The 26999-nt window shown below is 60.9% G+C and carries 23 protein-coding genes and 1 riboswitch; of the genes, 7 read left to right on the forward strand and 16 right to left on the reverse strand.

Annotation, left to right across the window (positions count from 1 at the left end):
- Positions 1–158: 158 nt before the first annotated feature.
- Positions 159–1106, reverse strand: a complete 948-nt coding sequence (locus PXK07_RS15505; RefSeq protein WP_274849255.1) for a helix-turn-helix transcriptional regulator — start codon at positions 1104–1106, stop codon at positions 159–161.
- Between the two features lie 162 nt (positions 1107–1268).
- Here PXK07_RS15505 and PXK07_RS15510 point away from each other — a divergent pair, with 162 nt between their 5' ends.
- Entirely contained in the window at positions 1269–3233 is a 1965-nt protein-coding gene (locus PXK07_RS15510) for a TonB-dependent receptor domain-containing protein (RefSeq protein ID WP_274849256.1), read from the forward strand.
- Positions 3234–3327: 94 nt separating this feature from the next.
- Complete coding sequence (locus PXK07_RS15515) at positions 3328–3633, forward strand: DUF2218 domain-containing protein (RefSeq protein ID WP_274849258.1); 306 nt, start codon at positions 3328–3330, stop codon at positions 3631–3633.
- 101 nt (positions 3634–3734) lie between these two features.
- Here the strand turns inward: PXK07_RS15515 and PXK07_RS15520 are convergent, their stop codons facing one another.
- The 13 genes from PXK07_RS15520 to PXK07_RS15580 all read right to left on the reverse strand — a co-directional run bounded on the left by PXK07_RS15520 (position 3735) and on the right by PXK07_RS15580 (position 16978).
- Positions 3735–4487, reverse strand: coding sequence for an iron ABC transporter ATP-binding protein (locus PXK07_RS15520; RefSeq protein WP_274849259.1), 753 nt, complete (start codon positions 4485–4487; stop codon positions 3735–3737).
- On the reverse strand, positions 4484–5446 hold the full coding sequence (locus tag PXK07_RS15525; protein WP_446728553.1) for an iron chelate uptake ABC transporter family permease subunit: 963 nt from the start codon (positions 5444–5446) through the stop codon (positions 4484–4486). Before PXK07_RS15525 ends, PXK07_RS15520 begins: the two co-directional genes overlap by 4 nt.
- The gene (locus PXK07_RS15530) at positions 5418–6371 is read right to left on the reverse strand and encodes an ABC transporter permease (protein WP_274849260.1); all 954 of its coding nucleotides are present in this window, start codon (positions 6369–6371) and stop codon (positions 5418–5420) included. The genes PXK07_RS15525 and PXK07_RS15530 overlap by 29 nt, the downstream gene beginning before the upstream one ends.
- A 6-nt stretch (positions 6372–6377) precedes the next feature.
- On the reverse strand, positions 6378–7274 hold the full coding sequence (locus PXK07_RS15535; protein ID WP_274849261.1) for a siderophore ABC transporter substrate-binding protein: 897 nt from the start codon (positions 7272–7274) through the stop codon (positions 6378–6380).
- Positions 7275–7659: 385 nt separating this feature from the next.
- The gene (gene nrdF, locus PXK07_RS15540; protein ID WP_274849262.1) at positions 7660–8631 is read right to left on the reverse strand and encodes a class 1b ribonucleoside-diphosphate reductase subunit beta; all 972 of its coding nucleotides are present in this window, start codon (positions 8629–8631) and stop codon (positions 7660–7662) included.
- A gap of 16 nt (positions 8632–8647) precedes the next feature.
- Positions 8648–10771: a class 1b ribonucleoside-diphosphate reductase subunit alpha gene (nrdE, locus tag PXK07_RS15545; protein WP_274849263.1), complete on the reverse strand. Its 2124-nt coding sequence runs from the start codon at positions 10769–10771 to the stop codon at positions 8648–8650.
- Positions 10753–11178 carry a class Ib ribonucleoside-diphosphate reductase assembly flavoprotein NrdI gene (nrdI, locus tag PXK07_RS15550; RefSeq protein WP_274849264.1) on the reverse strand — a complete coding sequence of 142 codons (426 nt, stop codon included), beginning with the start codon at positions 11176–11178 and terminating at the stop codon, positions 10753–10755. The genes nrdE and nrdI overlap by 19 nt, the downstream gene beginning before the upstream one ends.
- A 3-nt stretch (positions 11179–11181) precedes the next feature.
- Entirely contained in the window at positions 11182–11403 is a 222-nt protein-coding gene (gene nrdH / locus PXK07_RS15555; RefSeq protein ID WP_274849266.1) for a glutaredoxin-like protein NrdH, read from the reverse strand.
- Positions 11404–11486: 83 nt separating this feature from the next.
- Positions 11487–11677: riboswitch (cobalamin riboswitch) on the reverse strand.
- 316 nt (positions 11678–11993) lie between these two features.
- Positions 11994–13280 carry a TRAP transporter large permease gene (locus PXK07_RS15560; RefSeq protein WP_274849267.1) on the reverse strand — a complete coding sequence of 429 codons (1287 nt, stop codon included), beginning with the start codon at positions 13278–13280 and terminating at the stop codon, positions 11994–11996.
- Positions 13277–13804 (reverse strand): TRAP transporter small permease, encoded by a 528-nt coding sequence (locus tag PXK07_RS15565; RefSeq protein WP_274849268.1) that lies wholly within the window; start codon positions 13802–13804, stop codon positions 13277–13279. Before PXK07_RS15565 ends, PXK07_RS15560 begins: the two co-directional genes overlap by 4 nt.
- 5 nt (positions 13805–13809) lie before the next feature.
- The gene (dctP, locus tag PXK07_RS15570) at positions 13810–14808 is read right to left on the reverse strand and encodes a TRAP transporter substrate-binding protein DctP (protein WP_274849269.1); all 999 of its coding nucleotides are present in this window, start codon (positions 14806–14808) and stop codon (positions 13810–13812) included.
- 38 nt (positions 14809–14846) lie between these two features.
- Entirely contained in the window at positions 14847–15788 is a 942-nt protein-coding gene (locus tag PXK07_RS15575) for a hydroxymethylglutaryl-CoA lyase (protein ID WP_274849271.1), read from the reverse strand.
- Entirely contained in the window at positions 15785–16978 is a 1194-nt protein-coding gene (locus PXK07_RS15580) for a CaiB/BaiF CoA transferase family protein (protein WP_274849272.1), read from the reverse strand. Before PXK07_RS15580 ends, PXK07_RS15575 begins: the two co-directional genes overlap by 4 nt.
- 91 nt (positions 16979–17069) lie before the next feature.
- On the opposite strand from PXK07_RS15580, the gene PXK07_RS15585 reads away from it, so the two are divergent.
- The 4 genes from PXK07_RS15585 (at position 17070) to PXK07_RS15600 (ending at position 20981) form a co-directional block, all read left to right on the forward strand.
- On the forward strand, positions 17070–17996 hold the full coding sequence (locus tag PXK07_RS15585) for a LysR family transcriptional regulator (protein ID WP_274849273.1): 927 nt from the start codon (positions 17070–17072) through the stop codon (positions 17994–17996).
- 173 nt (positions 17997–18169) lie between these two features.
- Positions 18170–18886, forward strand: a complete 717-nt coding sequence (locus PXK07_RS15590) for a hypothetical protein (protein ID WP_274849274.1) — start codon at positions 18170–18172, stop codon at positions 18884–18886.
- A 331-nt stretch (positions 18887–19217) separates the two neighbouring features.
- On the forward strand, positions 19218–19646 hold the full coding sequence (locus PXK07_RS15595) for a hypothetical protein (protein WP_274849275.1): 429 nt from the start codon (positions 19218–19220) through the stop codon (positions 19644–19646).
- Between the two features lie 141 nt (positions 19647–19787).
- Entirely contained in the window at positions 19788–20981 is a 1194-nt protein-coding gene (locus tag PXK07_RS15600) for a glycosyl hydrolase family 18 protein (protein ID WP_274849276.1), read from the forward strand.
- A 245-nt stretch (positions 20982–21226) separates the two neighbouring features.
- Here the strand turns inward: PXK07_RS15600 and PXK07_RS15605 are convergent, their stop codons facing one another.
- On the reverse strand, positions 21227–21655 hold the full coding sequence (locus PXK07_RS15605; RefSeq protein WP_274849278.1) for a response regulator: 429 nt from the start codon (positions 21653–21655) through the stop codon (positions 21227–21229).
- A gap of 221 nt (positions 21656–21876) precedes the next feature.
- Between PXK07_RS15605 and PXK07_RS15610 the strand changes: the two genes are divergently transcribed.
- The gene (locus PXK07_RS15610; protein ID WP_274849280.1) at positions 21877–23967 is read left to right on the forward strand and encodes an ATP-binding protein; all 2091 of its coding nucleotides are present in this window, start codon (positions 21877–21879) and stop codon (positions 23965–23967) included.
- Positions 23968–24056: 89 nt separating this feature from the next.
- Here PXK07_RS15610 and PXK07_RS15615 read toward each other — a convergent pair whose 3' ends face one another.
- Positions 24057–26858 carry a PAS domain S-box protein gene (locus tag PXK07_RS15615; protein WP_274849282.1) on the reverse strand — a complete coding sequence of 934 codons (2802 nt, stop codon included), beginning with the start codon at positions 26856–26858 and terminating at the stop codon, positions 24057–24059.
- Between the last annotated feature and the right edge of the window lie 141 nt (positions 26859–26999).

Raw genomic sequence — 26999 nt, forward strand, 5'->3', positions numbered from 1 at the left:
GGGATGGAGCAGCCAGGTAGCTCGTCAGGCTCATAACCTGAAGGTCGCAGGTTCAAATCCTGCTCCCGCAACCAATAAATCCAACAAGAAAATCAAAACACCAAGTGGCCGAACAGGCCTCCTTCGAATACCTTACCGTTACATGATCGACAGCAAGGTCAATGCGACCGCCCCGGTCGCCGGACCTGTGACGGCACCACGCCAAAAGTCCGGCGGAAGGCGGTGGCAAAGTTGGCGGATGACCCGTAACCGGCCAGCTCGGCTGCTTCCTCCACGCTGAGCTGATCCCTTTCCAAAGCGGCGCGGGCCAGGTTCAGGCGAATATGGCGGGCATGCGACAGCGGTGCCCGACCATGGGCTTTTTGGATGAGACGGCGCAGACCGGACAGGCTCACCCCCCCTTCAGTGGCCATGTCCTGCAACGTTGGCAGCGGCCCCGGCTGCCGGGCGAAGTCCTCGATCCGGCGCAATTGCGAAAGCTCCCGCTGAGTCAGATCGGAGCCCACCCGCTGCCCCGGTAGATCGTCAAAACAGCCCGCCACAAGCTGCAGCGACATCGCCTCGGCCTGCAGCCGGACGATCGGTGCGGCAAAGCTCGAGGTTTGCGCCAGCTTTTCCAAAATACGGGTTTGCTGCAGATCCGCATCCCATTCGAGACGGAGCAGAGGCTCACCGGCACCTGTGGGCGGCAGCATGAGACCGTTCTGATCCAACCACTCCTGCGACATTTGAATGCTGATCTTCCGCACATATTCATTGGGCTGCGAGCGGCGAATGAAGCGCTGGGTTTCATCAATCGACGTCAGCACCAGCTTGAGCGGAGCCCCGGGTCTGCGTCCCAGGTTCATCGGCTGCCCGGCAAGCGAGGCTTCGGTGCTGCCCTCCAGGAAACAATGCAAAACCGCCCCTGGATGGCGCTGGCTGTTGATTTCGAAACTCTGTCGGGCCGTGGCATTCAATGTGTGCAGGCCAAAGCCATTCTGCAGTTCCTGCGCCGTCAACAGCCCCTCAAAGACATGCGGCTTCGGGCTGTCTGTCTTGCTGAACCAATCCAGCTGCCGCGCGTCGGTGGGGGCCTCGGGGATATGGGTGCCATGTCCGGCCATAGTCGGGTCCAGTCTCTGAAATCAAAACCCGGTGGCGAAGGGACAGCGGTTTTGCGCGTTTTGCAAAGCAATTTGAACAGCGCGCAAAGGTCGTCGGCTGGCGGGACACATCTCGATAACTTACTAATCCAACGGAAATAGTCAACTAATGGGAATGATACCATGCTGCGGATGCCGTTGCGCTTCTTCATGCTGGCCGGGACCGCATTGTCCACGCCTTTTCTTGCCACCACAGCCCTGGCCCAGGAGGGTGAGGCTGTAGACCTGGGAGAAATTCGGATCGAGGCGCCAGAGGCCCAGGCCTTGCTCGGCAATGAAGAGATCACCGAAGAGATGATCGAGGCCCGCAATCCTTCGACCACCAAGGATATCTTCGCCGGGGAAAGCGCGGTGAACGCAGGCGGCGGCGCGGCCATTGCGCAGAAGGTCTTTGTGAACGGGATCGAGGAAAGCCTGCTCTCTGTCACCATCGACGGCGCCCGGCAGAACAAATCGGCCTTTCACCACACCGGCAACGTGCTGCTGGATCCCGAACTGCTGAAATCGGTCGAGATCAGCAAAGGCCTGGCACCGGCCGATGCAGGTGCGGGGGCTCTGGCGGGCTCCATCGCCTATCAAACCAAGGACGCCGCCGATCTGCTGGAAGACGGAGACAATTTTGGCGGTCAGGCCCGGCTTGGAACCAGCGACAACGGGATCGATTTGGAAACTTCGCTGGCGCTGTTCGGCCGCCAGGGTGGCTTTGAATTCCTGTTGAGCGGAACCCGTCGCACGGGCGATGATTATGAGGATGGCGACGGCAATACGGTCCTGGGCACCCAGGCCGATCTGACCGACTATGTCGGCAAGCTAGCCTATGAAAGCCAGTCGGGCCACCGGTTTGAATTTGCGGCCTCGCGGACCGAAGACACCGGGCTGCGCGCAGCACAGGCCGGTCCTGGCGGGATCCTGTTCATCCGACCCGATCTTGCCGGCATCACCTCCGGGCCCAGCGTGCTGGCCGAAGGTCTGTCGCGCCGGACCTCCTACACGTTGACCTATTCCAACACCCAATCGCAGGGGATCTGGGATCCGGTCGTTCAGCTGAGCCACAACGAGCAGGAAATCGATGCCATCGGTGTTTATGGCACCAACAAGAGCCTGAGCGGCACCATCAAGAACCGCTTTGCGATCACTGGCGGCACATTGACCGCCGGTCTGGATTTCTTCAATGAAAGCGCCGAAGGCGCGGGTCGGGGGCCTGGTCCCTTTGGCTCGTCAGGTCGGGAGGAGCTGGATAATATCGGCCTCTTTGCGCAGGCGCGCCAGGATCTGGGGGACCGGTTTTCGGTCAGCTATGGCGCCCGTTATGACAGCCAGGATTTTACCGCTGCCGATGGCTCCCGGTTCTCAGGCGACGGCTTCAGCGCCAATGGTTCGCTTGACGTGATCCTCTCCGACACCTGGACCTTGAACGCCGGTCTGGCGTCTAGCTGGGGTGGCTATGAACTTGGCGAGGCGGGGTTGGTGAACTTTGGCGGCGCCTGGGATTACACCGGCTTTACCACCTCGCGCGCCAATGCCGGCCGGATCGGCCTGCGGTTTGACAATGGCACCTGGAAGGCCAGCGCCGCTCTGTTCCGGACAGATGTGGACGACATTTCCGCAGTCCTTCCCACCGGCGGTGCCCGTGGCGCCACGGCGGACCTGAAGAGCCAGGGCATCGATACAACGCTGGAATATGCCTGGGCGAGCGGGTTTGCGCGGGCCAGCTGGACCTATGCGGATGTCGAGCTGAACGGCGCCGCAGTCGGGTCAACAGCCTATTACCTGGGGCGTCCCATGGGGCACCTGATCGCGCTGGAAGCGGGCTGGACGCTGGACGACCAATGGCGTTTCGGCGGCACCGCCGAAATTGCGCTGAAGAACAGCGACACGGCTGTTGAGCTGCCCGGCTATGAAGTGGTGAACGTCTATGCGGCCTATACCCCGCGCAGCCTGAGCAACCTCGAGGTCCGGCTCGACCTGCGCAATCTCCTGAACGAGACCTATGCAAGCCGCAGCGCCGATGGCATCGACTCCACCCGGGTGATCCCCCTGAACGAGCCCGGCCGTACGATCGGACTGACCGCGCGCCTCAAGTTCTGAGGCGGAAGGCACTCAGGACCCTTGTCCAAGACCACACACAGAGGGGTGTCATGCGCCCCTCTGCCCCATCTCCAGCAACGGATGCCAGATCAAGATGCTCAGACAAACCGGCCGGTTCGAAACCCGGCACGCCAGCAAATACCTGCAGCAGCTCTGCAAACATTTTGCCCATAAGGTCGAGGTCAACCACGACAGCAGTGCGGGCCAGGTCGCCTTTCCTTTTGGCCCGGCTCATCTCAGGGCAACCGAGCAGGCGCTTGTGGCGGAAATCTCCGGTGCGGACGACGCCGCCCTGTCCCGTGGCCGCGGGGTGATTGACAGCCACCTGAAGACATTCGCCTTCCGGGAAGACTTCGAAACCATGACCTGGTCGGACCGCGACAACGGTCAGGGGTCCTGAGGCGGGCTTGCCCTGAGTAGGTTTTGAGCAGTTCTTAGGTTGCTCAGCCCTGTCATGCAGGTACAGGCTCAGGGGCCGCACAAGCCAAACGTGATCGGAGGTCAGACCAGCACCACCGGGCGCCCTGCGGCGATTTCCACCCGCGCCTCGGTTTCAAAGACCGAACGAAGCATCGCCTCGGTCACCACCTCCCGCGGGGCGCCATCGGCGACGACCGCGCCACCCTTCATCACCACGATGCGATCCGCATAGGCGGTGGCGTAGTTGATATCGTGCAGCACGATCACCACGGTCCGCCCCTTGCTGTCGGCCAGATCCCGCAGCTGGGCCATCAAGGCCCGCGAGGCGGCCAGGTCCAGATTGTTCAGCGGCTCATCCAGCAGCAGGAAATCGGTGTCCTGCACATAGGCCATCGCGACAAAGGCCCGCTGCCGCTGACCACCCGACAGGGTCTCAAGGTGCCGCTGCGCAAAGGGCATCAGATCGAACAGTTGCAGCGCCTCCTCCACCCGGGCGCGGTCCTGGGCATCGGGTCGGCCGCGATGATGCGGGTAGCGGCCAAAACCCACCAGATCGCGCACGGTCAACCGGCTGGAGGCGTTCACATGCTGCGGCAGGATCGCCAGTTTGCGGGCCAGCGCGCGATCATCGCATGCGCCGATCTCCAGATCGTCCACGGCAATCCTGCCGCTTTGCAGGCTCTGCAACCGTGCCACCAGCGACAAGAGCGTCGATTTACCAGCCCCGTTGGGACCGGCCAGGGCGATCACCCCGCCGCGTCTGAGCTGCAGGCTCACATTGCGCAGGATCTGCGCGCTGCCGATCCGGTAGGAGACGCCCTGAACATCGATCATCGTTTCAACCCTTTCAGAAGCAAAAGCAGGAACACCAGCCCGCCCAGGAATTCGACCACCACGCTCAGCGGCGTATCCAGATGCATGACCCGCTCCATCAGCCATTGCCCACCCACCAGCACGATCCCGGCCATCAACACCCCGCCGGGCAGCAGCACCGCATGGCGATGCGTCGGCAGCACGACATAGGTGAGCGCGGTCACCAGCAGTCCGAAGAAGGCAACCGGCCCCACAAGGGCGGTGGACACGGCCACCAGGACCGAGATCAGCAAAAGGACGAGCCGCTGCCCCGTGAGCGGGTTCTCTCCCAACGACAGCGCGGCGGTCGGCCCCAGCGCCAGCACATCCAGTCGGAACCGCAACCGCCAGGCCATGGCCAGTGCCACAAGGCTGAGCAGGGCCGCCAGCGCCAGCAGATCGGTCTCGGCCCGGGAAAAGCGCGCAAAGGAGGCCGCCTGCACGGCTGCGTATTCGTTCGGGTCGATCATCCGTTGCAGGAAGCTGGTGATCGAGCGCAGCATCACCGCCAGCACCACCCCGGTTAGCACCATCCGCATCAGATCGCTCTGCCCTTGCCGCAGCACTGCACCGAACAGGGCCACCGCCGCAGCGCATAAGAGCACCGCATTGCCCAGCACCACCAGCCAGGGATCAATCTGCTGATAGGCCTGAGCTCCGAAGGCGAAGACAATGCCGCTCAGGATCAGCAGGTAAAGCGCGTCGAAGCCCATGATCGATGGGGTCAGGATCCGGTTGCCGGTAATGGTCTGGAACATAATCGCCGCCACCGCCTGGGCGGCGCCGACCAGGAGAAGCGCCGCCAGCTTCAGGCCACGAAACTCCAGCGCAAAGGCCCAGCTGCCCCGCACACCGGTCAACAGATAGCCAAGGCAGCACAGGATCAGTGCCAGCACCAGCAGAAGCATCCGGTTACGCAGCATGGGCCGAGCCTTTGCCATAGAGCATCCACAGGAAGACCGCCGCGCCAATGATACCGATCACCGTCGAGGCCGGAATTTCGAAGGGGTGGATCACCAGACGGCCAAGCAGATCCGCCGCCAGCACCAGGGCCGCACCTGCCAGCGCCGTCACCGGCAGGCTGCGGCGCAGGTTGTCGCCTGCCAACCGGCTGACCAGATTGGGCACCACCAGCCCGATAAAGGGGATCATCCCAACGGTCACCACCGTCAGCCCGGTGACCAGGGCAATCACCACAAGCCCACTCATTACCACTTGCCGGTAGTTGAGGCCCAGGTTCAGGCTGACCTCCTGTCCCAGTCCCAGGATCGAGAATTGATCCGCCACCAGATAGCTGAACACCACTGCCAGCCCGGCCAGCCACAACAGCTCATAGCGGCCGCGCATGGTGCCGGAGAACTCGCCACTGGTCCAGATTTCCAGGTACTGCAGCATATCGGCCTGAAAGGCGACATAGGCGGTTCCGGCGCCGATGACGCCGCCATAGACCAGCCCCACCAGGGGCACCAGCAAGGGCTGCGCGGGCGGCAGCCGCTGGGTGATGGCAAAGAACCCCAAGCTGCCCGCCAGCGCCACCGAGGAGGCCAAGGCCATCTTCAGCGCCACCGAAGCCCCGGGCAGCAGCATTGAAACCAGCAGGATCCCGAGGATCGCGCTTTGCCCGGTTCCGGCGGTCATCGGCTCGACAAAGCGGTTGCGGGCAATCAGCTGCATGATCTGCCCGGCAATCGCCAGCGACGCGCCGGTCAGCAGCGCAGCCAGCAGCCGCGGCAGGCGGCTGTCACGGATCAGCGCCCAGGCCTCGCCATTGGTCAGGCTCCGGGCATCAAGTCCCGTTGCCCCCACCAGTAACGACAGGGTGCTCAGCAGGATCAGCGCCAACAGGGCCAGCAGAGCAGCGCGCATGGCGGATCAGTGGCCTTCGAAACGCGCGATCAGCTGATCCAGCGTGCGGGTCATCGACTGGATGCCACCACCTGCAACATAGATGTCGGCCGAATTCAGATAGATCACCTGCCCCGAGGACCAGGCCTTGGTGCCCTGCACCAGCACATTGTCGAGCGTCGCCGCAGCCCCTTCGCCGGGGCGACCGATAGCTGAGAGCCGGTCCAGCACGATCAGCCAATCGGGGTTCTTGTCGCGGATGAACTCGAAGGAGATGCTCTCACCATGGACCGAGGCGCCGATCTCGGGCGCGGCTTCCGGCAGCTCCAGATCCGTGTGCAGCCAGCCAAAGCGGCCACCGGTTCCATAGGCCGAGATCTTGGGGCCGTTGGTCATGATGACCAGCGCGGTGCCCTTGCCTGCGGCGGCCGCCCTGGCCCGTTGCAGCCGGTCTTCGAACGCCGCCTTCAGGTCGGCGGCCCTGTCCTGGCGGGAGAAGATCTCGCCATAGGTCTGCAACCGCGCCAGCCCTTCGGCCACAGTGTCATGCCCCACCGTCATATCGATGGCAGGGGCGATCCGCGACAGGGGTTTCACCTGATCGGAACTGCGGCTGCCGACAACGATCAGATCCGGCGCCAGCGCGTGCAGCGCCTCCATATCGGGTTCCCAGAAGGTTCCGAGATCCGCCGCCTTGGCTGCCGTTTCCTCCAGGTACTCCACATAAAGCCCGTTCAGCGTCCCCGCGATCGGCACGCCGAGGGCGACCAGCGTATCCACCGCCGCCACATCAAAAACCGCCACCGTTCCGGGGCTGTCCGGCACCTCGGCAGGGCCGCGCGCGGTGTCGACGGTCAGGGGGGCGGCCAGGGCCGCGCCGGTCAGGAAAAGGGTGGCAGCACAAGCAAGCGTTCTGAGGATCATGGCAAGCCTTTCGGTATCTCATCGGTCTGAAAAGAGGTCCGGCTTGCGACAGGCGGCTGCATGACGCTGGCTTCCCTTCCCTTGCCACATGCGGCAATGAAAGGCCATGCGATTCAGGTGCCTGTTTCCCTATGGGCGTTGCGGGAAACGAACATGCGGCAGGGCGCGGGCGGTTCAGGCTGTCCGGGGGATGCTCCGGTGCGCCTGACCGGCAAGGCTGCGTAGCACAGCCGGTTCCGCATCATCGCGCCCACGGAAACGGTGACAGGCGGCGGTTTGCATCCGGGATTTGCCCCGATGCTTCCGCCGCCTGTCCTGTCTGCCTGTCCTGTCTGACTGACAGAGCCTTATCTTGACGGTTGCCTCATCTCAGTGAGGCCAGGGATCAGAAATCCCAGTCTTCGTCCTCTGTCGCCACGGCCTTGCCGATGACATAGGAGGATCCCGACCCCGAGAAGAAGTCGTGGTTTTCGCTGTCGGGGCTGAGCGCCGCAAGGATGGCCGGATTGACCTCGGAGACTTCCGGCGGGAACAGCGCTTCAAACCCGAGGTTCTGCAGCGCCTTGTTCGCATTGTAGTGCAGGAAGACCTTGACGTCCTCGGTCAGGTCGATCTCGTCATAGAGCTCTTCGGTGTACTGGTTCTCGATGTCGTAAAGCTCGAACATCAGGCCAAAGGCATAGTCTTTCAGCTCTTGCTGACGGGCCTCATCCAGCTGTTCATAGCCGCGCTGGAACTTGTAGCCGATGTAATAGCCATGCACCGCTTCGTCGCGGATGATCAGGCGGATCAGATCGGCGGTGTTGGTCAGCTTTGCGCGGCTGGACCAGTACATCGGCAGATAGAAGCCGGAGTAGAACAGGAAGCTTTCCAGGAACACGCTGGCGATCTTGCGTTTCAGCGGATCATTGCCCGGCGCATAGGTGTTCAGGATCGCGCGGGCCTTTGCCTGCAGATGCGGGTTTTCCTCGGACCAGCGGAAGGCCTCGTCGATCTCCTTGGTGGAACACAGTGTCGAGAAGATCGAGGAGTAGCTGCGCGCATGCACCGCCTCCATGAAGGCGATATTGGTCAGCACCGCCTCTTCATGGGGGGTGATCGCATCGGGCATCAGCGCCGGGGCACCAACCGAGTTCTGGATGGTGTCCAGCAGCGTCAGGCCGGTAAACACGCGGATGGTCAGCTGTTTTTCCTGATCCGTCAGAGTCGCCCAGCTTTGGATATCGTTGGACAGCGGCACCTTTTCAGGCAGCCAGAAGTTCACGGTCAGGCGGTTCCAGACCTCCAGATCCTTGTCGTCTTCCAGCCGGTTCCAGTTGATGGCGCGGGGGATGCGGGTTTCGCTCATGTCTTTCATGTCTCTCGGGTCCGCCTCAAAGGGTACAGGATACGCAGCCCTGCACCTCGGTGCCTTCAAGGGCCTCCTGGCGCAGACGAATGTAGTAGATGGTCTTGATGCCCTTTTTCCAGGCGTAGATCTGGGCGCGGTTGATGTCGCGGGTGGTCGCCTCGGCCGGGAAGAACAGCGTCAGGGACAGGCCCTGGTCCACATGTTCGGTGGCCGCCGCATAGGTGTCGATCAGCGCCTCGGGGCCGATCTCATAGGCATCGCGATAGTATTCGAGGTTCTCGTTGTTCATGAAGGCGGCGGGGTAGTAGACCCGGCCGATCTTGCCTTCCTTGCGGATCTCGATCTTCGAGACGATCGGGTGGATCGAAGAGGTCGAGTTGTTGATATAGGAGATCGACCCGGTCGGCGGCACGGCCTGCAGGTTGCGATTGAACAGCCCGTGCTCCATCACATCCGCCTTGAGTGCGGCCCAGTCTTCGCGGGTGGGCAGGGCGATGTCCTGGAACAGCGCTTTGACCCTGTCGTTTTCAGGCAGCCAGTCGCGGTCGGTGTATTTGTCGAAGAACACGCCAGAGGCATAGTCGGAGCGTTCAAAGCCCTTGAAGCTGGCCTTGCGTTCCCGCGCCAGATCGCAGGAGGTGCGGATCGCGTGATAGGCAACGGCGGCAAAGTAGACCGAGGTGAACTCGATCCCCTCGGGGCTGCCATAGTGGATATGCTCCCGCGCCAGGAAACCATGCAGGTTCATCTGGCCCAGACCGATGGCGTGGCTGTCATCGTTGCCCTTGCGCACCGAGGGCACGCTGTCGATGGCGGACATTTCCGACACGGCGGTCAAGGCGCGGATCGCGGCGCCGACGGTGCGGCCCAGATCCTTGCCATCCATGGTCTTGGCAATGTTCAACGAACCGAGGTTGCAGGAGATGTCAGAGCCCAGATGATCGTAGCTGAGATCCTCGTTGAAGGTGGAGGCCTCGTTCACCTGCAGGATTTCCGAGCACAGGTTGGACATGTTGATGCGCCCGTCGATGGGGTTCATCCGGTTCACCGTGTCCTCGAACATCACGTAGGGGTAGCCCGATTCAAACTGGATCTCGGCGATGGTCTGGAAGAACTCGCGGGCGTTGACCTTGGACTTCTTGATGCGCTTGTCGTCCACCATCTCTGCGTATTTCTCGGTGATCGAGATTTCAGAGAAGGGCACGCCATAGACCTTTTCCACGTCATGCGGCGAGAACAGGTACATGTCGGCGTTCTTCTTGGCGAGTTCGAAGGTGATATCGGGAATCACCACGCCCAGCGACAGCGTCTTGATGCGGATCTTCTCGTCGGCGTTCTCGCGCTTGGTGTCGAGGAAGCGCATGATGTCCGGATGGTGGGCATTGAGATAGACCGCCCCTGCACCCTGACGCGCACCCAGCTGGTTGGCATAGGAGAAACTGTCTTCCAGCAGCTTCATCACCGGGATGACGCCGGATGACTGGTTTTCGATCCCTTTGATCGGGGCACCGTGTTCGCGGATATTGGTCAGCAGAAGCGCAACGCCACCGCCCCGCTTGCTGAGTTGCAGCGCGGAGTTGATGCCGCGGCCGATGCTTTCCATGTTGTCTTCCAGCCGCAACAGGAAGCAGGAGATCAGCTCGCCCCGGGACTTCTTGCCGGCATTAAGGAAGGTCGGCGTGGCGGGCTGGAAACGACCAGCCAGGATCTCTTCCATGAAGGATGTCGCCAGGGCTTCATCGCCACGGGCCAGCGCCAGAGCGGTCATGACGACACGGTCCTCGTAGCGTTCCAGATAGCGCTGCCCGTCACGGGTCTTCAGCGTGTAGGAGGTGTAGTATTTGAACGCACCGAGGAAGGTCGGGAAGCGGAACTTCTTGGCATAGGCCGCATCCCAGATCGCGCGCTGGAAGTTCTTGGAATACTGATCCAGGACCTCTTCCTCGTAGTAGCCCTCGGAAACCAGATACCCCAGCTTTTCGTCAAGCGAGTGGAAGAAGACGGTGTTCTGGTTCACATGCTGGAGGAAATACTGCCGCGCGGCCAGGCGATCGGCATCAAAGCGGATTTTGCCCTCCGCATCGTAGAGGTTCAGCATCGCGTTCAGCGCGTGGTAGTCCTGTTCGTTTATGCTGCTGTCGAGCATAAATCTCTCCCTAGTCGTTCTAGCCCCGTCTTGACGTGGGCAATGTCGGTTTCGGTTCCCGCCAGCTCGAAAGAGTAGAGCAGCGGGACATTGCATTTCTGCGCAATAATGCGACCGGCCAGGGCGTATGTCTCGCCAAAGTTCCGGTTGCCTGCGCCAATCACACCCTTGATCCAGGCGCGCTTGCCCGGGTCGTTCAGAAAGCGGATCACCTGCTTTGGCACCGCTCCACGGCCCTCGCCATCCGCATAGGTCGGACAGATCAGGACAAAGGGGCGACAGAGATCCGGCAAGGGGCCTTCACCAATCGGAATGCGCAAAAATGGAAGACCCAAGCGCTGAACAAAGCGATGGGTGTTCCCGGATTCCGATGAAAAGTAGACCAGCGCCGGAACTGGCGCGCACATCGCCTAGGCGAGACGTGCGATCATGTCGGGACGGAAGCCCGACCAGTGATCGCCACCGGCAACAACAACAGGCGCCTGACGGTAACCCAGCTCGGTCACATGGGTCATGGCGTGGTCATCCTGGGTCAGGTCAATCACGTCATATGTGATCCCCTTGGCGTCCAGCGCACGCGTGGTCGCGGTACATTGCACACAGGCCGGCTTGGAATAGACGATAATGCTCATGGGTCCCTCAGTCCTTTTATTGGCAGCCGGGGACGTCCTGAGCCGCAGCAGCTCAAGTGCGTTCCCGAACCCACCGTTCGTGGTTGTCATCTTGTGGCTCGGCAGGTCTCCTGACTTGCGGATCAAGGCCTGGGCCGACCTTCCCGAAAGCATGCTCTCAGTGGCACATTCAGCCTAGCTCACCGCTTACAGTTGCGGGGGCAGTGCCGGACTCTCACCGGCTTCCCTCTTAGCTTCCGATGGAATCGAAAGAACCGAAGCTACACGATATTGATGTTTTTGTTATCTCATTGTCAACATATGGATGGTGGCGAAGTTGGATTTCCCTCGCGACATGAGATCGCCGCCTCTTTGAACGCGCGCAAAGCGCAAGGAATTGCCAGTCATAGCGGCCCCTGCAGCCCTGGCCGACTGGGATGCGCTCACCGCTTGGTCACCCATCCCGTCCTCGCGGTGCCAGGCTTCGACAGATGCGCCGCATGGCGTGGCAGCCAGCCTCCCACAGCCCGCGCCCCTGTCTGTGCCTGGCGCCGGGAGGGCTGTCACTACCTTAGCCCTGGGGGGCGGGTCAACTGGCAAGACGGCGGTTCTTAGCGTCCGAACCCTGACGCATAGGGCAACCAGGTGGCAAGTCCCGGAACCAGCATCATCAGGACCAATCCCCCCAGCATCAGAACCACATAGGGCGCAGCGCCGCGCACCACTTCGGACAGGGGGGCATCTGTGATGCCCTTGATCACGAAGAGGTTCATGCCAACCGGCGGGGTGATCATGGCCAGCTCAAGATTGATCATCAGCAGGACGCCATACCAGATCAGGTCGATATCAAGCGCATGCATGGTGGGCAGCAGAATCGGCGTGGTGATCAGGATGATGGCGATGGATTCAAAGAACATCCCCATCATGAAGATCATCGCCATGACGATCAGCATAAAACCCATCGGCCCCAGCCCCATGCCCGCGACGGCCTCGGTCACGCCCATGGGCAGGCGGATGATGGTGATGGCGTGGCCGAACATGGCAGCTCCGGCAATGATCATGAACACCATCATCGAGGTCAGCATGGACTGGCGCGCGCAGTCCCAGATCTCTTTCAGGCCAATGCTGCGATAGACGGTCAGCGCGACGACAAGCGCATAGAGACAGCCAAAGGCGGCGGCTTCTCCGGCGGTGAAGATGCCGAAATAGATGCCGCCCATGACGATCGGCGGGGCGAGCACGGCCCAGATGGAGCGGCGCAGCGCAGAGAAGACGCGGCCCCAGCCGACCCAGTCGGGAGACACCTGAGACGGATCGCGGCTGGCGCGGAGGATGCAATAGGCCGAGAAGATCAGGGCAAGGAGCAAGCCCGGGATGATTCCGGCGAGAAACAGCGCCCCAATCGATACTTCGGAGACAATCGCATAGAGGATCATCGGCCCCGACGGTGGGATCAGGATGCCCAATGTGCCCCCGGCGGCAATCACGCCAAGTGCATCGCGTTCGGGGTAGCCGAAGCGTTTCATCTGGGGAATGGCGCTTGACCCGATCGAGAGCGCGGTGGCCACGGAAGATCCTGAAATCGCCGCGAAGATAGTGCAGGACAGCACGGTTGCAACACCCAGACCACCCCGAACATGCCCGACAACCGCATGCGCCATGTCGTAAAGATCGTCGATCACCTTGGCGCGGATCATGAGCTGCGCCATAAAGACGAAAAGCGGGATCGTCATCAGGATCGGTTTGTCGAAATGGGCATAGACCGTGTCGGCAATACTGCCGATATGGCCTTCAAAAACCAGAAGGATGGTGGCGGCAGTCAAACCCAATGCCACGAAGATCGGCATCCCGGTGAGAAGCAGCAGGATCAGCCCACCAAAGACGAGCGCCATGGTCATTGCGGATCTCCGTTCAATAGGCGGCTGAGGATACGGGATAGGGCGACAAGGCCCAGCAGCGCGGCCCCGACAACAAGGGGAAGCTGCACGATCCATTGAGGCACTTCGACCGTGCCCGAGGTATAGGCGCCAAAGGACTGTGCGAACCGGACGGCTTCCAAGGAGCTGATGCCCAGAACGATGGCAAAGGCGAGAACCGCAATGTCGGCAAAATAGGCCTGTATACGTGAGGCGCGGGGATTGAGCTGCGTGGTCACGAGGTCAATGGCGATATGGGCATTGCGCCGGTAGGCCTCGGCGGCACCCAGCATAATCAGGGAAACGAGCATCCAGCCGGTCACGTCATCGGACCAGGGCAGCGGCCTGTTCACGAGATAGCGCATGAACACGGCATAGACGGTCAGGGCAAAGGCGATCAGGATCAGCGTCGTGCTGAGGGCAGCGCCCAGCCAGACGATCCCGTCGATGGCCCTCAGCACGGCGCCTTTCGGCGCCGCACCTCGGGTCTGGGGAGTGTCGTTCATCGGCCTCAGCCTTGGCCGCGCAACTGGTCGATCAGGTCGAGCAGCTTCTGGCTTTCGGGATCGTCCGAGCTGAACTTGGCATCAAAGGCCGGTTGCATGACCGCTTCGAGCGCCGCGTTTTCCTCGGGCGTGAGCTTGTAGACGTTGACGCCCTTCTCGGCCAGGGCCGCAGGTGCGGCAGCGGCGGCCTTCTCGGCCTCTTCTACGGCCCAGACCGCAGCCTTGGCACCGGCCGCATCCAGCGCCGTTTTGGCGTCATCCGACAGCGAAGCATAGAACTTGGGATTCACGTAGCCGTGGAAATAGACCGAGATCACCGGGACCACGGTGAAATGGTCCTGCACCTCGAAATACTTGCGCGATACCGCGGCATCCGTGCCGGTCAAGGCCGCGTCAATCACACCTGTAGCCAGCGCCTGGTAGACTTCACCGCCAGACATCGAGACGGGCGATGCCCCAAGCGCTTCGATCGCCGAATTGAATGCTGGAACCAGGCCACGCATCTTGATGCCGCTGAAATCGTCAGGAGACTTGAGGTATTTGCCATTCGACGTGAAAACCGAGTCGCTGGTCTGGAACAGCCAGACGACGTTCTCGACGCCCTTGTTGCGCAGCTTGTCCTCCAGGAAGTTCGCCGCCTCCGAGCCGTCCCAGTTGCGCCATATGTTCATATCGGCAAAGGCGAAGGGACGGGTGGTGACGGTCATGATCGGCAGTGTCCGGCCCCATTGAAACTGCACCGAAAAGGCGCATTCGATGTCACCCTTTGCCGTGGCGGTGATGTTCTCCTTGGCGCCGACCAGGCTGTTGGCGCCAAAGATCTGGACATCGATTTCACCCTTTGACTGGCTTTCGACCTCGTCGGCCCAGCGGTCAATGACCTTGGCCACCGCATGGGCTGGCGGCAGTTGGTGGCTGCAGCGCATGGCCTTGGCTTCGGCAAACGCGGCCGATCCGGACAGGGCGAGTGTTGCGGCGGCAAGCGCCGGGAACAGATGTTTCATGGTTTCCTCCCTATTGCAGTTTAAGTCGGGCTGCCTCCTCAAGCAGCCCATTTCACGTGCGGCGGCGGCCCGGATCGGGCCAGCGCGCCGTGAAGTTCTTCTTCCGGCATCTCCTTGGCCAGAATGTCTCGGACCTCAATCAGCGCCATGAGGTCGATGCCGGTGCGAATGCCCATGGTCTCACAGAGGAACACGAGGTCTTCGAACACGGCATTGCCGGTGGCGCCCGGGGCAAAGGGGCAACCGCCCAGCCCGGCGAGCGACCCATCTAGCGCGCGCGCACCGGCGTCGATCGCAGCGGCGGCATTGGCGATGGACATGCCGCGCGTGTCATGCAGGTGCACTAGGACCGGAACCTCGCCGCAGATCTCGACCAGCGCCTGGGTCAATGCCCCAACCTGACGCGGGCCGGCGAACCCAACCGTGTCAGCAATGCCAATCGCATCTGCACCGGCCTCCAGGCAGGCCTCGGCAAGGCGGAGAACCTCGGTCGGGTCGACCTCCCCGGCTATGGAGCAGCCGAAGGCCATCGCGATCCCGGCGTTGACCAGCGGCCTATGGGTGCTCCCTTGCGAAAGCGCCTTGGAACGGCGCACCAGCTCCACCGCGTCGGCGCGTGACCTGCGCATATTGGCCTGGCTGTGCTCTTCGGTTGCCGAGATGACATTGATGATTTCACTGACCCTGGTGTCACAGGCATCCTTGGCGCCGCGTTCGTTCAGGGCCAGCGCCGAGGAGAAGGCGCCAAGGCGGGTCGCCTCGTCAATCAGCTCTCGCACATCGGCAAACTGCGGCATCCGCGATGCGGGCAGGAATGACCCGACTTCGAAGTGGCACACGCCGGCGCCATATTCCTTTTGAAGCCAGGCTTTCTTGGCCTGGGTTGTGGGGAAGCGTTTGACCAGTTGCAAACCGTCACGCAGACCGACCTCGCGCAGGGTCACCGTGTCGGCGGGATAGAGATCGGCGATGCTCGTCATGCGACCTGCCTCCGGTTCCGACCTGCGGCCACGGAAACCTCCTCTTCTGCCAGTCCGAGAGCACCCAGAATATCGGCGGTATCCTGGCCGACCTCGGGGAGGTCGGTCGAACCCGGGGTCGCCGGATCACCATCCACTTCGAAAGGCAGGCCGGGGGCGCGATAGTTGCCGCCTTCGGGCAATGCGGAGGTCAACAGCCCCCCCGGTCGGTTGACATGCGGATCGTCATACATCTCCACCGGGCGCGAGATCGGAGAGAAGGGAATCCCGTTCCGTTCAAGGGCGGCGATCAGAGGGGCGAAATCCTGCCCGGCAATCGCCGTCTCGATGATCGGCAGGGTCCAGTCCCTGGCCTCGATCTGGTCCGGGCGGGTCTGCAGGCGGGGATCGGTTTTCAGGTCTTCAAGCCCGAGCACGTCACAGAGTTTCGCCCATTGGCCCTCGGTCACGGCACCAACGAAGACCGGGCGCGCGTCGCGGGTTGTGAAGATATCGTAGACCGGCCAGGAGAACACACGTTCCGGCATTGGCGGCGCCTCGGTGCCCTCGATGTCGAACTGGACCATGTGCTGGGCGACCAGGAGCAGGCAGTTCTCGAAAAGACCGACGCGGATCGCGTGCCCCTTGCCGTCGCGGTCGCGCTGCATCAGAGCACCCAGAACCGAGAAGGCGCCGAACAGCCCGCCCATGATGTCGTTCGCCGAGGAGCCAATCCTCAGCGGCCGTCCTGTTGGGCCGGTCATATAGGCCATGCCGGTCATCATCTGGACGACCTCGTCCATTGCAGTGCGATTCTCATAGGGGCCGTGCAGGAACCCCTTGCAGGAGGCAACGATCAGCCGGGGGTGGCGTTCGCGCAGTGTATCCGGGGCAAATCCCATCGCGGCCAAGGAACTGTCGCGGAAGTTTTCGACAAACACGTCGGCCCCTTCCAGCAACCTGTCCAATGCCGCACGCCCGGCGTCGGATTTGAGGTCCAGGGTGATCGACTTCTTGCCGCGATTGAATGTCGGGAAGAACCCGCGTCCCATGCCGGTGAGGTCGCGCGTCTTGTCGCCCTGCGGCGGCTCCACCTTGATGACCTCGGCCCCGAGAAACGCCAGGAACATCCCGCAGGACGGCCCCATGATCATGTGGCTCATCTCGATGACACGCACCCCCTCCAATGGGGCAAATCCTGTGTCGCTCATGCTCGTCCTCCCTTTCGAGGAGATGTTACGATTGAACCAGAATTTAAAAACTAATAATGTTTAGATCATATCGTTCGAAATTCTAGAAACCATGGACTCTCGCCAGCTTCGATACTTCGCGGCCATTCACGACCACGGCTCTTTGTCCGGGGCTGCCGATCATCTGCATGTCGCCACATCCGCGCTGAGCCATCACCTGGCCAATCTCGAAGCGGACCTGGGCACCAAGCTGTTCATCCGGCGGCCCAGGGGGGTGACTCCAACCGCAGCCGGGGAGCGCCTTTACGATCACGCGCGCGCAATTCTGCGGTCGATGGAGGCCGCCGAACAAGACGTGCGCGGCGAAGCGCGCGACGTGGCGGGCGAGGTGTCGATCGGGATGGCGCATTCTGCGGTCAAGGCGATCGGGCTTGAGTTGATCGAGACGGTGCTCAGGGACTATCCACGCCTCAAACTGTCGCTGTCAGAGAGCCTGTCCGGCTCGACGCTGGTGCATCTGATGTCCTCTGAGGTGGATCTGGCTGTCGTCTACAACCCGCCTCAGGATGCCACGCTGCGCACCCAGGCCGTTCTTGAGGAGCGGATGGTCTGTGTCGGGCGCCCGGAACTGATCGGCCAGGCGGATGTGCCGATCACCTTCGATGATCTGCTTGAACTGCCGATCATCCTGTTGAAGCAGGGGCTGTCCGCGCGGGCGCTGATGGATGACGTCAACCTGCTCAAGAAACTGGAGACACGGGCGCGGCTGCATCTGAACTCTGTCAGTGCTATAGCCGGTGCCTTGGGGGCAGGGTTGGGATGCGCGATTGGAACATCGCTTTTCATGCAGGATCAACTGCGATCAGGGGATCTTGTTGCGCGGCCGATTGTCGATCCCGAGCTGAGCCGGACGCTCTATATCTGCGAGTTGTCTGATCGCCCGGCGACATTTGCTCATGAACGTGTCCGCAGCCTGATCCTGCAGCTGATTTTCGATGCGATTGGCACAGGTCGGTGGGAGGCCGTGCCGACAAAGTAGCGCCAGCAATGGCGAGGCCGTTACGACTGGTCAGTCACGCGCCAACAGGTCTATTCTGCTGGTACAGGTGGCGGATGACACGGCAAGACAGTATTCGGGCACTTCGGTAGATCAAGCCCGGGCACGCTGTCCTGCAAACCCGGACCTGTCCTGATTTTGAAAGGAAGCCGGCCATGACCCTGCGCAGCGATGCTATGATGGTGCTGTTCTATGACATCGAAGGCGATACGGCCGATCATGATGATTGGCACAGCTATGAGCATTTCCACGAGCGTCTCTCCGTGCCCGGTTTCCTCCGCGCCACCCGCTGGATCGCGACTGAGGCCAGCCCCCGTTACCTGGTGACCTACGAGGTCAGCGATGTCGATGTGGCCACCTCGCAGGCCTACCTCGACCGGCTCAACAACCCGAGCGAATGGACCCGTGCCATGATGCCACGGTTCCGCGGTATGATCCGCGGCTTTTGCTCTGTGTCGGCCAGCACGGGCTTCGGTCTTGGTGCCGCTGCTGTTGGCATACGGTTCCTACCGGAGGCCGGGAAAGAGGCAGAGCTGGTGACGTGGTTGAGCACAGAGGTGCTGCCTTCGATGATGGAGGCGCGTGGCGTTGTTGGCGCGCATCTGCTGCAACCCGCCCCACCGCCACCGATGACACAGGAACAGGCGCTGCGCGGCGCCGACTTGCCCATGCCCTGGCTGATCTTGGTGACCGGCTACGATAGGGACGCACTTGATGCAGCGGTGGCTGAACACTTGACCGACGCGGATCTGCAAAAGATGGGGGGCACGGACCTGGAAATGGGCCGCTATGCGTTCCATTACACCGCGGACAGTGACGAGGTTGCACGCACCGCCACATTGCCGGTGCTGACGGCGCCCGGAAGAAAGTAGGACGTGCCGAATTCATAGTCATCTCAACGTTCTGTGGTTTGGCGATGAACATGTGATGGAAACAAGTAAGCAAGTCACTTTAGCCCATCATGCGATACCAGCCCACAAGCGGTCGGCGCGGTAGAGGGTGAATGGATCCTAAGCCGAAATTGTAGTGGCGGCGTGAGAAAAGCCCATTAAAACTTCTTTTGGGGGATTTGTTGATATATGGGAATCTCAAAGGTTGTGTTAATTTGGTGTATTGCCGAAGGTCGGCATTTTCATGAATTGAAATGAGGGGCGGTCTCTCCCTTTTGGGGGCCAATTTGAACATGGGAAAAGGATAAATCAAATGCGAATCTCAAGAAAAATAATTGCGGTGACATTTGCACTGATCGCGGGTTTTTGTGGAACCTCTGCGATGGCAGACTCGTGCTTTTGGATGTCGACGGACTCCGGCAATCCTTGGGTTCCTGCCCCCCAGGGGAATATCGACAAAGACCAGTGTTTCGCCCTCGACAGCTGTGACGGCGGGAAAGGAGAATCCGGCGGCGGATGCTACAAGTGGGCAGCCAGCGCGGACGCGCCGCGCGATCCCTGGTATGCTTGTTTCTGGCTTTCCAACGCAACCGATGAATGGGTTCCCGCTCCGCAGGGCGCGGTCAGTGAGGGGCAGTGTCAGGCTCTGGACAGCTGTCAGTCCGGTGGCGGCGGCCAGTCCGGTGGCGGCTGTTACAAATGGACCATCAGCGCATCTGATCCACAGAACCAGTGGGACTGAGTGGGCCTTGGATGGGGGGAGACCCCCGTCCAACCAGTGGGCTCTGGCCCCATTAATCGAGCACCACTGCGATGACAGAAGTGCTGGCTGGCACCGGGCTATGCCGCAGCAAGAGTGTTTTCAAATCAAGAGGGACGCCATATGCAACGCCTGTTCAGACTTGGCCTGGCTGCAACGTTTCTGTCCATTGGATCGTTCGCAACTGCTGACCCGGTAAACCTCACCTATGTCGAAGACGCCCCTGCGCCCATTGGCGGCCTGACGCAATCCGATTTCGACGATATGGCGGGGTCGGATTTCTCCCACTTTGTCTTTGCCTTCATCAACTTCTGCACACCGAAGGCTGGCGGTGGCTTTACCTGTCCTGGAACCAACCCGCAGGTGGTCTGGAACATTGGCGCAATCGACGATCCCGATGGCACAGCGAAGGCGATGATGCGGGAGTTGAGCGAGGCCGGGAAAACCATCTACATCTCGATTGGCGGGGCAGAGAATGATGAAACCTGGTCGTATTTCGCCAATGCGACCGAAGCCGAACAGGCCGCCGCGATGGCCGCCCTGTCCACTTTCATGGGCGACTACTCCGTCACTGGAATCGACCTCGACTTCGAGACCACAAGCGCCAGCGGCTACCGAAATTTTGCCGTGGCCGTTGCGGACACTCTATCGCCGGTGCCTCCGGTTTCGATCGCACCTTACAACTGCCCCGGAAATCCCTATAGCGAACTGGTCTGGCAGTATTGCAATCTGACCGGTCCCAGCCAGATCACGCCCACCCTGATCAACCGGCAGTACTATGCAGGAGGGGCACAGTGCCAAGGCTGGACCGGTCCGTCAGCGCAAATGCCGAGCCAGGTCGTTGGTGCCATTGCCAAGGATCTGGGTACCTTCGCCTGCAAGGACGCCGCCGATATCACCGTCGCAGCGGCGCAGCTAAACCCCGGGCTTGCCACGGTCAGTACCGTCGGTGGGCAAGCCAGCCAAGCCAATTGCGAAGCGTCAGGTACAGGTGAGACGATGTACGCGGGATGCTCCGATATCGTGTCGGCCTATGTGGCAGCCTATCCAGACATTGCGGGCGCGGCATTCTGGCAGTGGACCTCTCTGAAAGATCAGACCGCCTACGCCAGCGAGATCAACATGGTGCTGATGCCAGACTCTTGTTTCTGGCTTTCCAACACAACCGATGAATGGGGTCCTGCCCCGCAGGGCGCGGTCAGCGAGGCGCAGTGTCAGGCACTCGATAGCTGTCAGCCCGGTGGCGGCGGCCAGTCCGGTGGCGGATGCTACAAATGGACCGCCAGCGCAACTGACCCACCGAACCAGTGGAACTGAGTGGGCCTTGGGGAGGGGGCCACACCCAAAAGTGGGCTCCTGCACCTTTGTTGGCTCAGTCCCCGTAAATCCTATGCCACTGGCGCCAAATCCGCGAAATATCGGGGGCGTGCCGTGCGCAGGGCATGGTGGCTCTATGCACACGTGCGCCACGACGCTGCCGCCTTCAAGCCCCCCAGTTGCTGATACCTGCCCAAATCGGAAATGCCGCCCAGGTGCAGCGCAGAGCTGCAGCCCCGGTTCCGCTACGAGCCCTCCCAGACACGTTCTTCAGCCAGAATGCTGCGCAGTTTCTTCACCGAGAGCGGCTTGGTCAGAAAGCGGCCGACATCATAGCCTCTGGCGTCCGCAATCATGCGCGCCGCCAAGGCCGAACTCTGAGGCCCTCCCGTGATAAAGCGCAGTCTCAGATCCCGGTTGATCGCTTGCAGACAGTCGATGACCTCGATCCCATCTATATTGGGCATCTGGATGTCGATGATGACCAGGGCAGGCGTGTCTTCGAGCTTCAGAATATCCACGAGTTCCGTGCCGTCGGCGCAGATCGACACCTGCCAGCCCTCCTGGTTGGCGACTTTGGCGCAAAACTCGGCGAACTCGATGTTATCGTCAGCGATGTACAGGCGCATTATGTCCTTTAAAACCTCCGGCCCCAGATGTTCAAATAAAGCCAAGAAACGGCTCCGGCCCTCAAGAGTTAAATTATTGCAAATTCATTTCTGGAGGCTGATCCCGAACCAGATCAAAGGATCCGTCGTGCCTGTTTCAAGACTTGCAATTGAAAAACCCAAAGGGCTACGTTTCCAGGCAAGAGAAATTCTCTTCTTATTTTGGCTGTCGGCACCACATGGCAATAAGAGATTTTTACAGGACCGTCGCCACATATGGCGAGGGCATGCGTAAAACCCAGCATCACGTGCTGGATATCCTCGCGCTTATTTCGATGGTCGGCGTCATTCTGTCCCTGGTGCGCATTTCCCAAGTCGGAGTGTCCTACATGATCGTGGGCGCCTTGCTGTTTGGGCTGTGCGTGCTGCCGTCCATTATCTGGCGCTCGGACAAATACCTGATGCTGCGCGGGTTCCTCCTGGTTGCAGGGTATCTGAGCGCGATTTCTCTGGGCATGGCGAACCTGGGGCTGGCGTCCACTGGCGTCGGGGCCTTGCCGTTCATCCTGGCGATCTGGGCCTTTATCTTCAGCCGGAAATCCGCGCTCATATTTTTTGCCGCGATTGTCGTGGGCATGGCCTGTTTTGGTTTCTTGTTCACGAATGGAGTGCTGAGTTCGCCGCAGATCACGATTTCCCAGTGGAACCAGGATCCGCGCAGCTGGGTTGTCGCCACATGGGCGCTGATCGTGTGCAGCCTGATCGTCCTTACCTTGATTTTCAACCTCAGGGCGTTTTGGGTCGATACCGATGCGGAGGCCGAGCAGAAGAACAGCCAGCTGATCGCGATGGTGGAGTTTTCGCCCGATGCAATTGTGATCTTTGATTTGGACGCCGGGCAGGTCGCCGCGGTGAACAGGCGGGCAGAAGAGCTTTTTGGCATCTCCCGGGACGATCTCGAAAACGCACCGATGCTGGAAAAACAGTGCCCCGAGCGACAACCCTCCGGAGACCTGAGCGCCGATGTCGTCCGGCAACATATGGACAAGGCATTGGATGGCGCGCATCCTGTTTTCAACCTGGAGATCCTGAACGCCGAAGGCGAAGCGGTGTTTTGCGAGATTTCCCTGTCGCGGATTCCCCCGACGGACAGGACGTTGATGCGGGCGAATATCTCGGACATCTCGAACCGGCTGGCCGAACAAAAACAACGGGAGGATCTCCAGTCCAGCCTGGCGGCATCGCAAAGACGTGAGGCCATCGGCCAGTTGACCGGCGGCGTGGCGCATGACTTCAACAACATCCTGGCGATCATCATGGGCAACCTCGAATTGCTGCGCGAGCGGGTCGAGGACGAGGAGCTTGAGGTCATCATCAACGGCGCCATTTCAGCCAGTGAACGCGGGGCGGGTCTGACCCGAAGCCTGCTTGCCTTCGCGCATGAGGCCCGCTTGCAGCCCGAGGTGGTGGATCTCAACACGATTGTGCACGAGGCAGAGAAATGGATGCGCCGTACCCTGCCGGCCTCTATCGTCGTGGAGATCTCTCTGCTGGCCGGTCTTTGGCCGGTGAAGCTGGATCGGACCTCCCTGGAAAGCGCGCTGTTGAACCTGATCCTGAATGCCCGCGATGCAATGCAGGGCCATGGCAGGCTGACCATAGAAACCGCAAACATCCGCCTGGATGAAACCTACCTCGATGCCCGGGGCGAAGAGATCAAGCCCGGGCGCTATGTCATGCTGGCGGTCAGCGACACTGGCACCGGGATCGATCCTGAAATCCTGGAGCGCATGTTCGATCCCTTCTTCACCACCAAGCCGCCCGGATCCGGGTCCGGGGTGGGTCTGTCGATGGTGCAGGGCTTTGTGCAGCAGTCGCTGGGCACCGTTCAGGTCTATAGCGAAACAGCCGTTGGAACCACGCTGAAACTGTATTTTCCGGTCAGCGACACGGCTCTGCCCGCCAAGGCGGAAGAGTCGCCGGTGCAGGCGGACCGCAACGCGGGCGCCGGGCGTATCCTGTTGGCCGAGGATCAAGAGCAGGTCCGGGCACTTCTGCTGACCATATTGCAGACCGGCGGCTACGAGGTGACAGCCGCCAGCACCGGCGATGCCGCCTTTGAGATATTCCAGTCCGATCCGACATTCGACCTTGTCGTGACCGACATCGTGATGCCCGGGGACCTGCAGGGGACCGACCTTGCAAAGAGGATCCGCGAGACGCATCCCGATACCCCCTTCATCTTCATGTCCGGCTATGCCGCCGAGGCGACGGTGCATGGCAACGGCCTGCGTCCCGAAGACGTGCGGTTGATGAAACCTGTGCCGAAGGCCGACCTGTTGAAGGCCGTGGCGACCATGCTGCGCAAGACCGGGTGATGTACAGACCCCGGCTGTCGGCATTGACCTAGCCAGGCCCTAGGGCGTCTCGATGATCATGAGCCTCTGCACGTCGCAGCTGGGGCGGCTCAGGGCTGCCCGCCCCGTTTCAAGGCGTGTTTGACGGCTGCGATCAGGTCATTCTTTGGGATCGGCTTGCTCAACCGCAGGTCTTCGGGGCGCAGGCCGTTGCCGTGGACCTGGGCTTCATTGGCGTAGCCTGACATGAAGATGACAGCCAGTTCGGGCCGCAATGCCCGCGCGGCCTTTGCCAGATGTGTCCCCATCAGCGCGCCGGGCATCACGATGTCGGTCACCAGCAAGTCGAAGTCCGGATCCTGCTGCAATATCTCCAATGCGTCGTCGCCGCTGTTTGCCGGGGTCACGATGCACCCGATTCCCTCGAGTGTTTTCTGGATGATCTCCAGAACCTCCGGCTCATCCTCGGCAACAAGAACCTTTGCCCCGACGTTCTGCAGGGCCTCTTCGGCCCGTGCGGGCTGTGCGGTCGAGCTGCCATCGCCCGTCTCCAGCGTCTTGAAGTATATCCTGAAGGTGGTGCCGATCCCGGGCTCCGAATAGACCTGAACCGATCCGCCGGTTTGTTTGACAAAGCCCTGTATCATCGAAAGACCAAGCCCCGAGCCGCGTCCCGCTTCCTTGGTGGTGTAGAAGGGTTCGAATATCTTGCCGATTTCATTCTTCGGGATGCCACAGCCGGTATCGGTGACGGAAAGAACCGCGTATCTGCCCTGTCGAACCAGTTCGCCGCTGGAATCCCTGAAATCCTGGTCTCTCTCGATATTGCAGGTTTCGATGGTCATCTTGCCACCATGCGGCATCGCGTCCCTGGCATTCAGGATGAGATTCAAAAAGGCGCTTTCGGTAGAGCTACGATCCGCGGACACCTCCCACAGGTCACTGCTGAGCGCCATGTGGATCTCGATGTTTTCAGGCAGCGTCCTGCTGATCCAGTTCTGCGTGTCTTCGATGACGGCGTTCAGGTGAAGCGTGGTGGGTTCAAGACGTGCCTGGCGCGCAAAACTGAGCATGTTTTGAGTGAGATCCGCTCCGCGCCTGGTGGCCGCGATGCTCTTGCGAACGAAGGCCAGCTGATCCACGCTGGTCAGCTCTTCCTGAAGCAGTTCAAGGTTCCCGAGGATTACAGCCAGCAGGTTGTTGAAGTCATGAGCCACGCCGCCGGTTAGCTTGCCAATGGCCTCCATTTTCTGCGCCTGGGCCAATGCGGTTTGCGCCTCGTGCTTTTCGGTCACATCGATCAGCACGCCTTCCAGTTCAATCTCGCCGTCTTCGGTGACGATCGGGCGTCCGCGTTCACTCAGCCAGATTTCGCTGCCATCGCTCCTTTTGACGGCATACTCGAACGAGAAATCGCTGCCATCGGCTATTGCCTTGTCGACCGCCTCGTTCATCTTCTTCATGTCGGTTTCGGAAATAACCGAGCCGAAGTTGATCGTGTGACGCTCACCGTCCTGATCATCGCGCAGCTTGGGATCAAAGAACGTGTTAAACCCGGCGCTTTTGTAGATCGGCGTCCAGTTTTCATCGTTCTTCACCCGGTAGATGGCACCGGGAATATTGTCCATCAGGTTTTCCAACTGGGCGCGTTTCAACTCGAGCTCGGATTTCCTGTTCTCCTGCTCGGTCACATCCAGCAGCACACCCGTCGTTTCGATCAATTTGCCGGTGATGTCGAAAACCGGTTCGCCAATCTCGTGAAGAACGCGCACGTCACCGTCGTCGCGGATGATCCTGGTGACGATATTGTAGCCGGTCCGGTTCCTGGAGGCCCCTTCAACCACCGCACGGTAGCGGTCCCTGTCATCGGGGTGGATCCAGCTGAGATCTTTATCGTACTGCAGCCCGTTGCTGTCGTCCTGCGCCGCATCGACGTGTTTGTTGGCGACAGTCCTGCTCATCAACTCTTCCGGCGAAATGCCATAGATATTCGCCAGCTCGGGAGAGCAGTAGGAAATGCGCGCCTCGACTTCGTCCCAGATCCAAGAGGCCACATTCGCCAGCCGTGCCGCATTCAGGTATTTCTGCTCGCTGGACTTCAGATCCTGTTCCCGCATCACACGGTTTGTGATGTCGCGTATGATCCCGCAATAGCCAAGAAACGCCCCATCGTCCGAATAGGATGGCTTGGCGGAGAGCTCCAGAAACACCCGTTGGCCCGTGCTGTCGACAGATGCAAAGGTGCAGTCGTCAATATCGCCCCGTTCCGCAACCACCCCTTGCAACTCGCCCCAGGATCCCCGTGCCGGGTCAACCTGCGGCATCTCCCACAGTTTCAGACCGATGAGAGGCTCCAGATCGCGCGAGGTCTTCGCCCCGCCGAGATGGTACTTCTGCAACCTGAAGTCCGTATCCATTTCCCAGTATTGGTCGACGACGTGCTGATCGAAATACGAGGATCTTCTTTGGGCAACATCGGCCTTGGGGTGAGAGACCTGGTCGCGGGGCGTATCGAAACAGGCTGAAACAAGGCTGGCGATGCATTCCGCAACGGTCTGTTCCTCGGCGCTCCATAGGTGCTGCCTGCCGATACGTTCCAGAACAAGGATCCCGGGGCTCTGGCCGACGGAGGCCAGGCGGCAGGCCAGGATCGAGCGGGCCGCACCCCCCGCAGGTGAAATCTGTTCCGGCGCTTCGCTGACATCGTCAATGGCAATGACAGCCTGATCCTCCAGCGCCTTCAGCAAGGGGGGGAGGGCCGACGCGTCGATCGTTCGGCCTTGGGCGCGCCCTGCACCCCATTCGAACAGGGGCAGCAGATGCTGGGCCTGCGTCTTGCATGGCCAAACCGTTATCCGATCAACGTGAATGGCGTCAGCCAGGGTCGAGCAATAGAATGCCAGCGCTTCCATTGGATCGAGCCTGGAAAACTCCCTGCCAACTATCAGCTTCCTGAGCAGGGACTCTGTGGTGCGTTCCGTCAATGTCCACCTGTCCCCAACTGTGGTTTCCCTTCTGACCATCACCCTGGTGTCGGTTGCGGTCGATCATGT

The organism is Phaeobacter sp. QD34_24 (assembly GCF_028890115.1).
In the GTDB taxonomy this organism is placed as follows: domain Bacteria; phylum Pseudomonadota; class Alphaproteobacteria; order Rhodobacterales; family Rhodobacteraceae; genus Phycobacter.

Excerpts from the sequence above, each read along its gene's own strand:
- PXK07_RS15505 (WP_274849255.1), bottom strand. The coding sequence starts at position 1,106 with ATGGCCGGACATGGCACCCATATCCCCGAGGCCCCCACCGACGCGCGG.
- PXK07_RS15510 (WP_274849256.1), top strand. The coding sequence starts at position 1,269 with ATGCTGCGGATGCCGTTGCGCTTCTTCATGCTGGCCGGGACCGCATTG.
- PXK07_RS15515 (WP_274849258.1), top strand. The coding sequence starts at position 3,328 with ATGCTCAGACAAACCGGCCGGTTCGAAACCCGGCACGCCAGCAAATAC.
- PXK07_RS15520 (WP_274849259.1), bottom strand. The coding sequence starts at position 4,487 with ATGATCGATGTTCAGGGCGTCTCCTACCGGATCGGCAGCGCGCAGATC.
- PXK07_RS15525 (WP_446728553.1), bottom strand. The coding sequence starts at position 5,446 with ATGGCAAAGGCTCGGCCCATGCTGCGTAACCGGATGCTTCTGCTGGTG.
- PXK07_RS15530 (WP_274849260.1), bottom strand. The coding sequence starts at position 6,371 with ATGCGCGCTGCTCTGCTGGCCCTGTTGGCGCTGATCCTGCTGAGCACC.
- PXK07_RS15535 (WP_274849261.1), bottom strand. The coding sequence starts at position 7,274 with ATGATCCTCAGAACGCTTGCTTGTGCTGCCACCCTTTTCCTGACCGGC.
- nrdF (WP_274849262.1), bottom strand. The coding sequence starts at position 8,631 with ATGAAAGACATGAGCGAAACCCGCATCCCCCGCGCCATCAACTGGAAC.
- nrdE (WP_274849263.1), bottom strand. The coding sequence starts at position 10,771 with ATGCTCGACAGCAGCATAAACGAACAGGACTACCACGCGCTGAACGCG.
- nrdI (WP_274849264.1), bottom strand. The coding sequence starts at position 11,178 with ATGTGCGCGCCAGTTCCGGCGCTGGTCTACTTTTCATCGGAATCCGGG.
- nrdH (WP_274849266.1), bottom strand. The coding sequence starts at position 11,403 with ATGAGCATTATCGTCTATTCCAAGCCGGCCTGTGTGCAATGTACCGCG.
- PXK07_RS15560 (WP_274849267.1), bottom strand. The coding sequence starts at position 13,280 with ATGACCATGGCGCTCGTCTTTGGTGGGCTGATCCTGCTGCTTCTCACC.
- PXK07_RS15565 (WP_274849268.1), bottom strand. The coding sequence starts at position 13,804 with ATGAACGACACTCCCCAGACCCGAGGTGCGGCGCCGAAAGGCGCCGTG.
- dctP (WP_274849269.1), bottom strand. The coding sequence starts at position 14,808 with ATGAAACATCTGTTCCCGGCGCTTGCCGCCGCAACACTCGCCCTGTCC.
- PXK07_RS15575 (WP_274849271.1), bottom strand. The coding sequence starts at position 15,788 with ATGACGAGCATCGCCGATCTCTATCCCGCCGACACGGTGACCCTGCGC.
- PXK07_RS15580 (WP_274849272.1), bottom strand. The coding sequence starts at position 16,978 with ATGAGCGACACAGGATTTGCCCCATTGGAGGGGGTGCGTGTCATCGAG.
- PXK07_RS15585 (WP_274849273.1), top strand. The coding sequence starts at position 17,070 with ATGGACTCTCGCCAGCTTCGATACTTCGCGGCCATTCACGACCACGGC.
- PXK07_RS15590 (WP_274849274.1), top strand. The coding sequence starts at position 18,170 with ATGACCCTGCGCAGCGATGCTATGATGGTGCTGTTCTATGACATCGAA.
- PXK07_RS15595 (WP_274849275.1), top strand. The coding sequence starts at position 19,218 with ATGCGAATCTCAAGAAAAATAATTGCGGTGACATTTGCACTGATCGCG.
- PXK07_RS15600 (WP_274849276.1), top strand. The coding sequence starts at position 19,788 with ATGCAACGCCTGTTCAGACTTGGCCTGGCTGCAACGTTTCTGTCCATT.
- PXK07_RS15610 (WP_274849280.1), top strand. The coding sequence starts at position 21,877 with ATGCGTAAAACCCAGCATCACGTGCTGGATATCCTCGCGCTTATTTCG.
- PXK07_RS15615 (WP_274849282.1), bottom strand. The coding sequence starts at position 26,858 with ATGGAAGCGCTGGCATTCTATTGCTCGACCCTGGCTGACGCCATTCAC.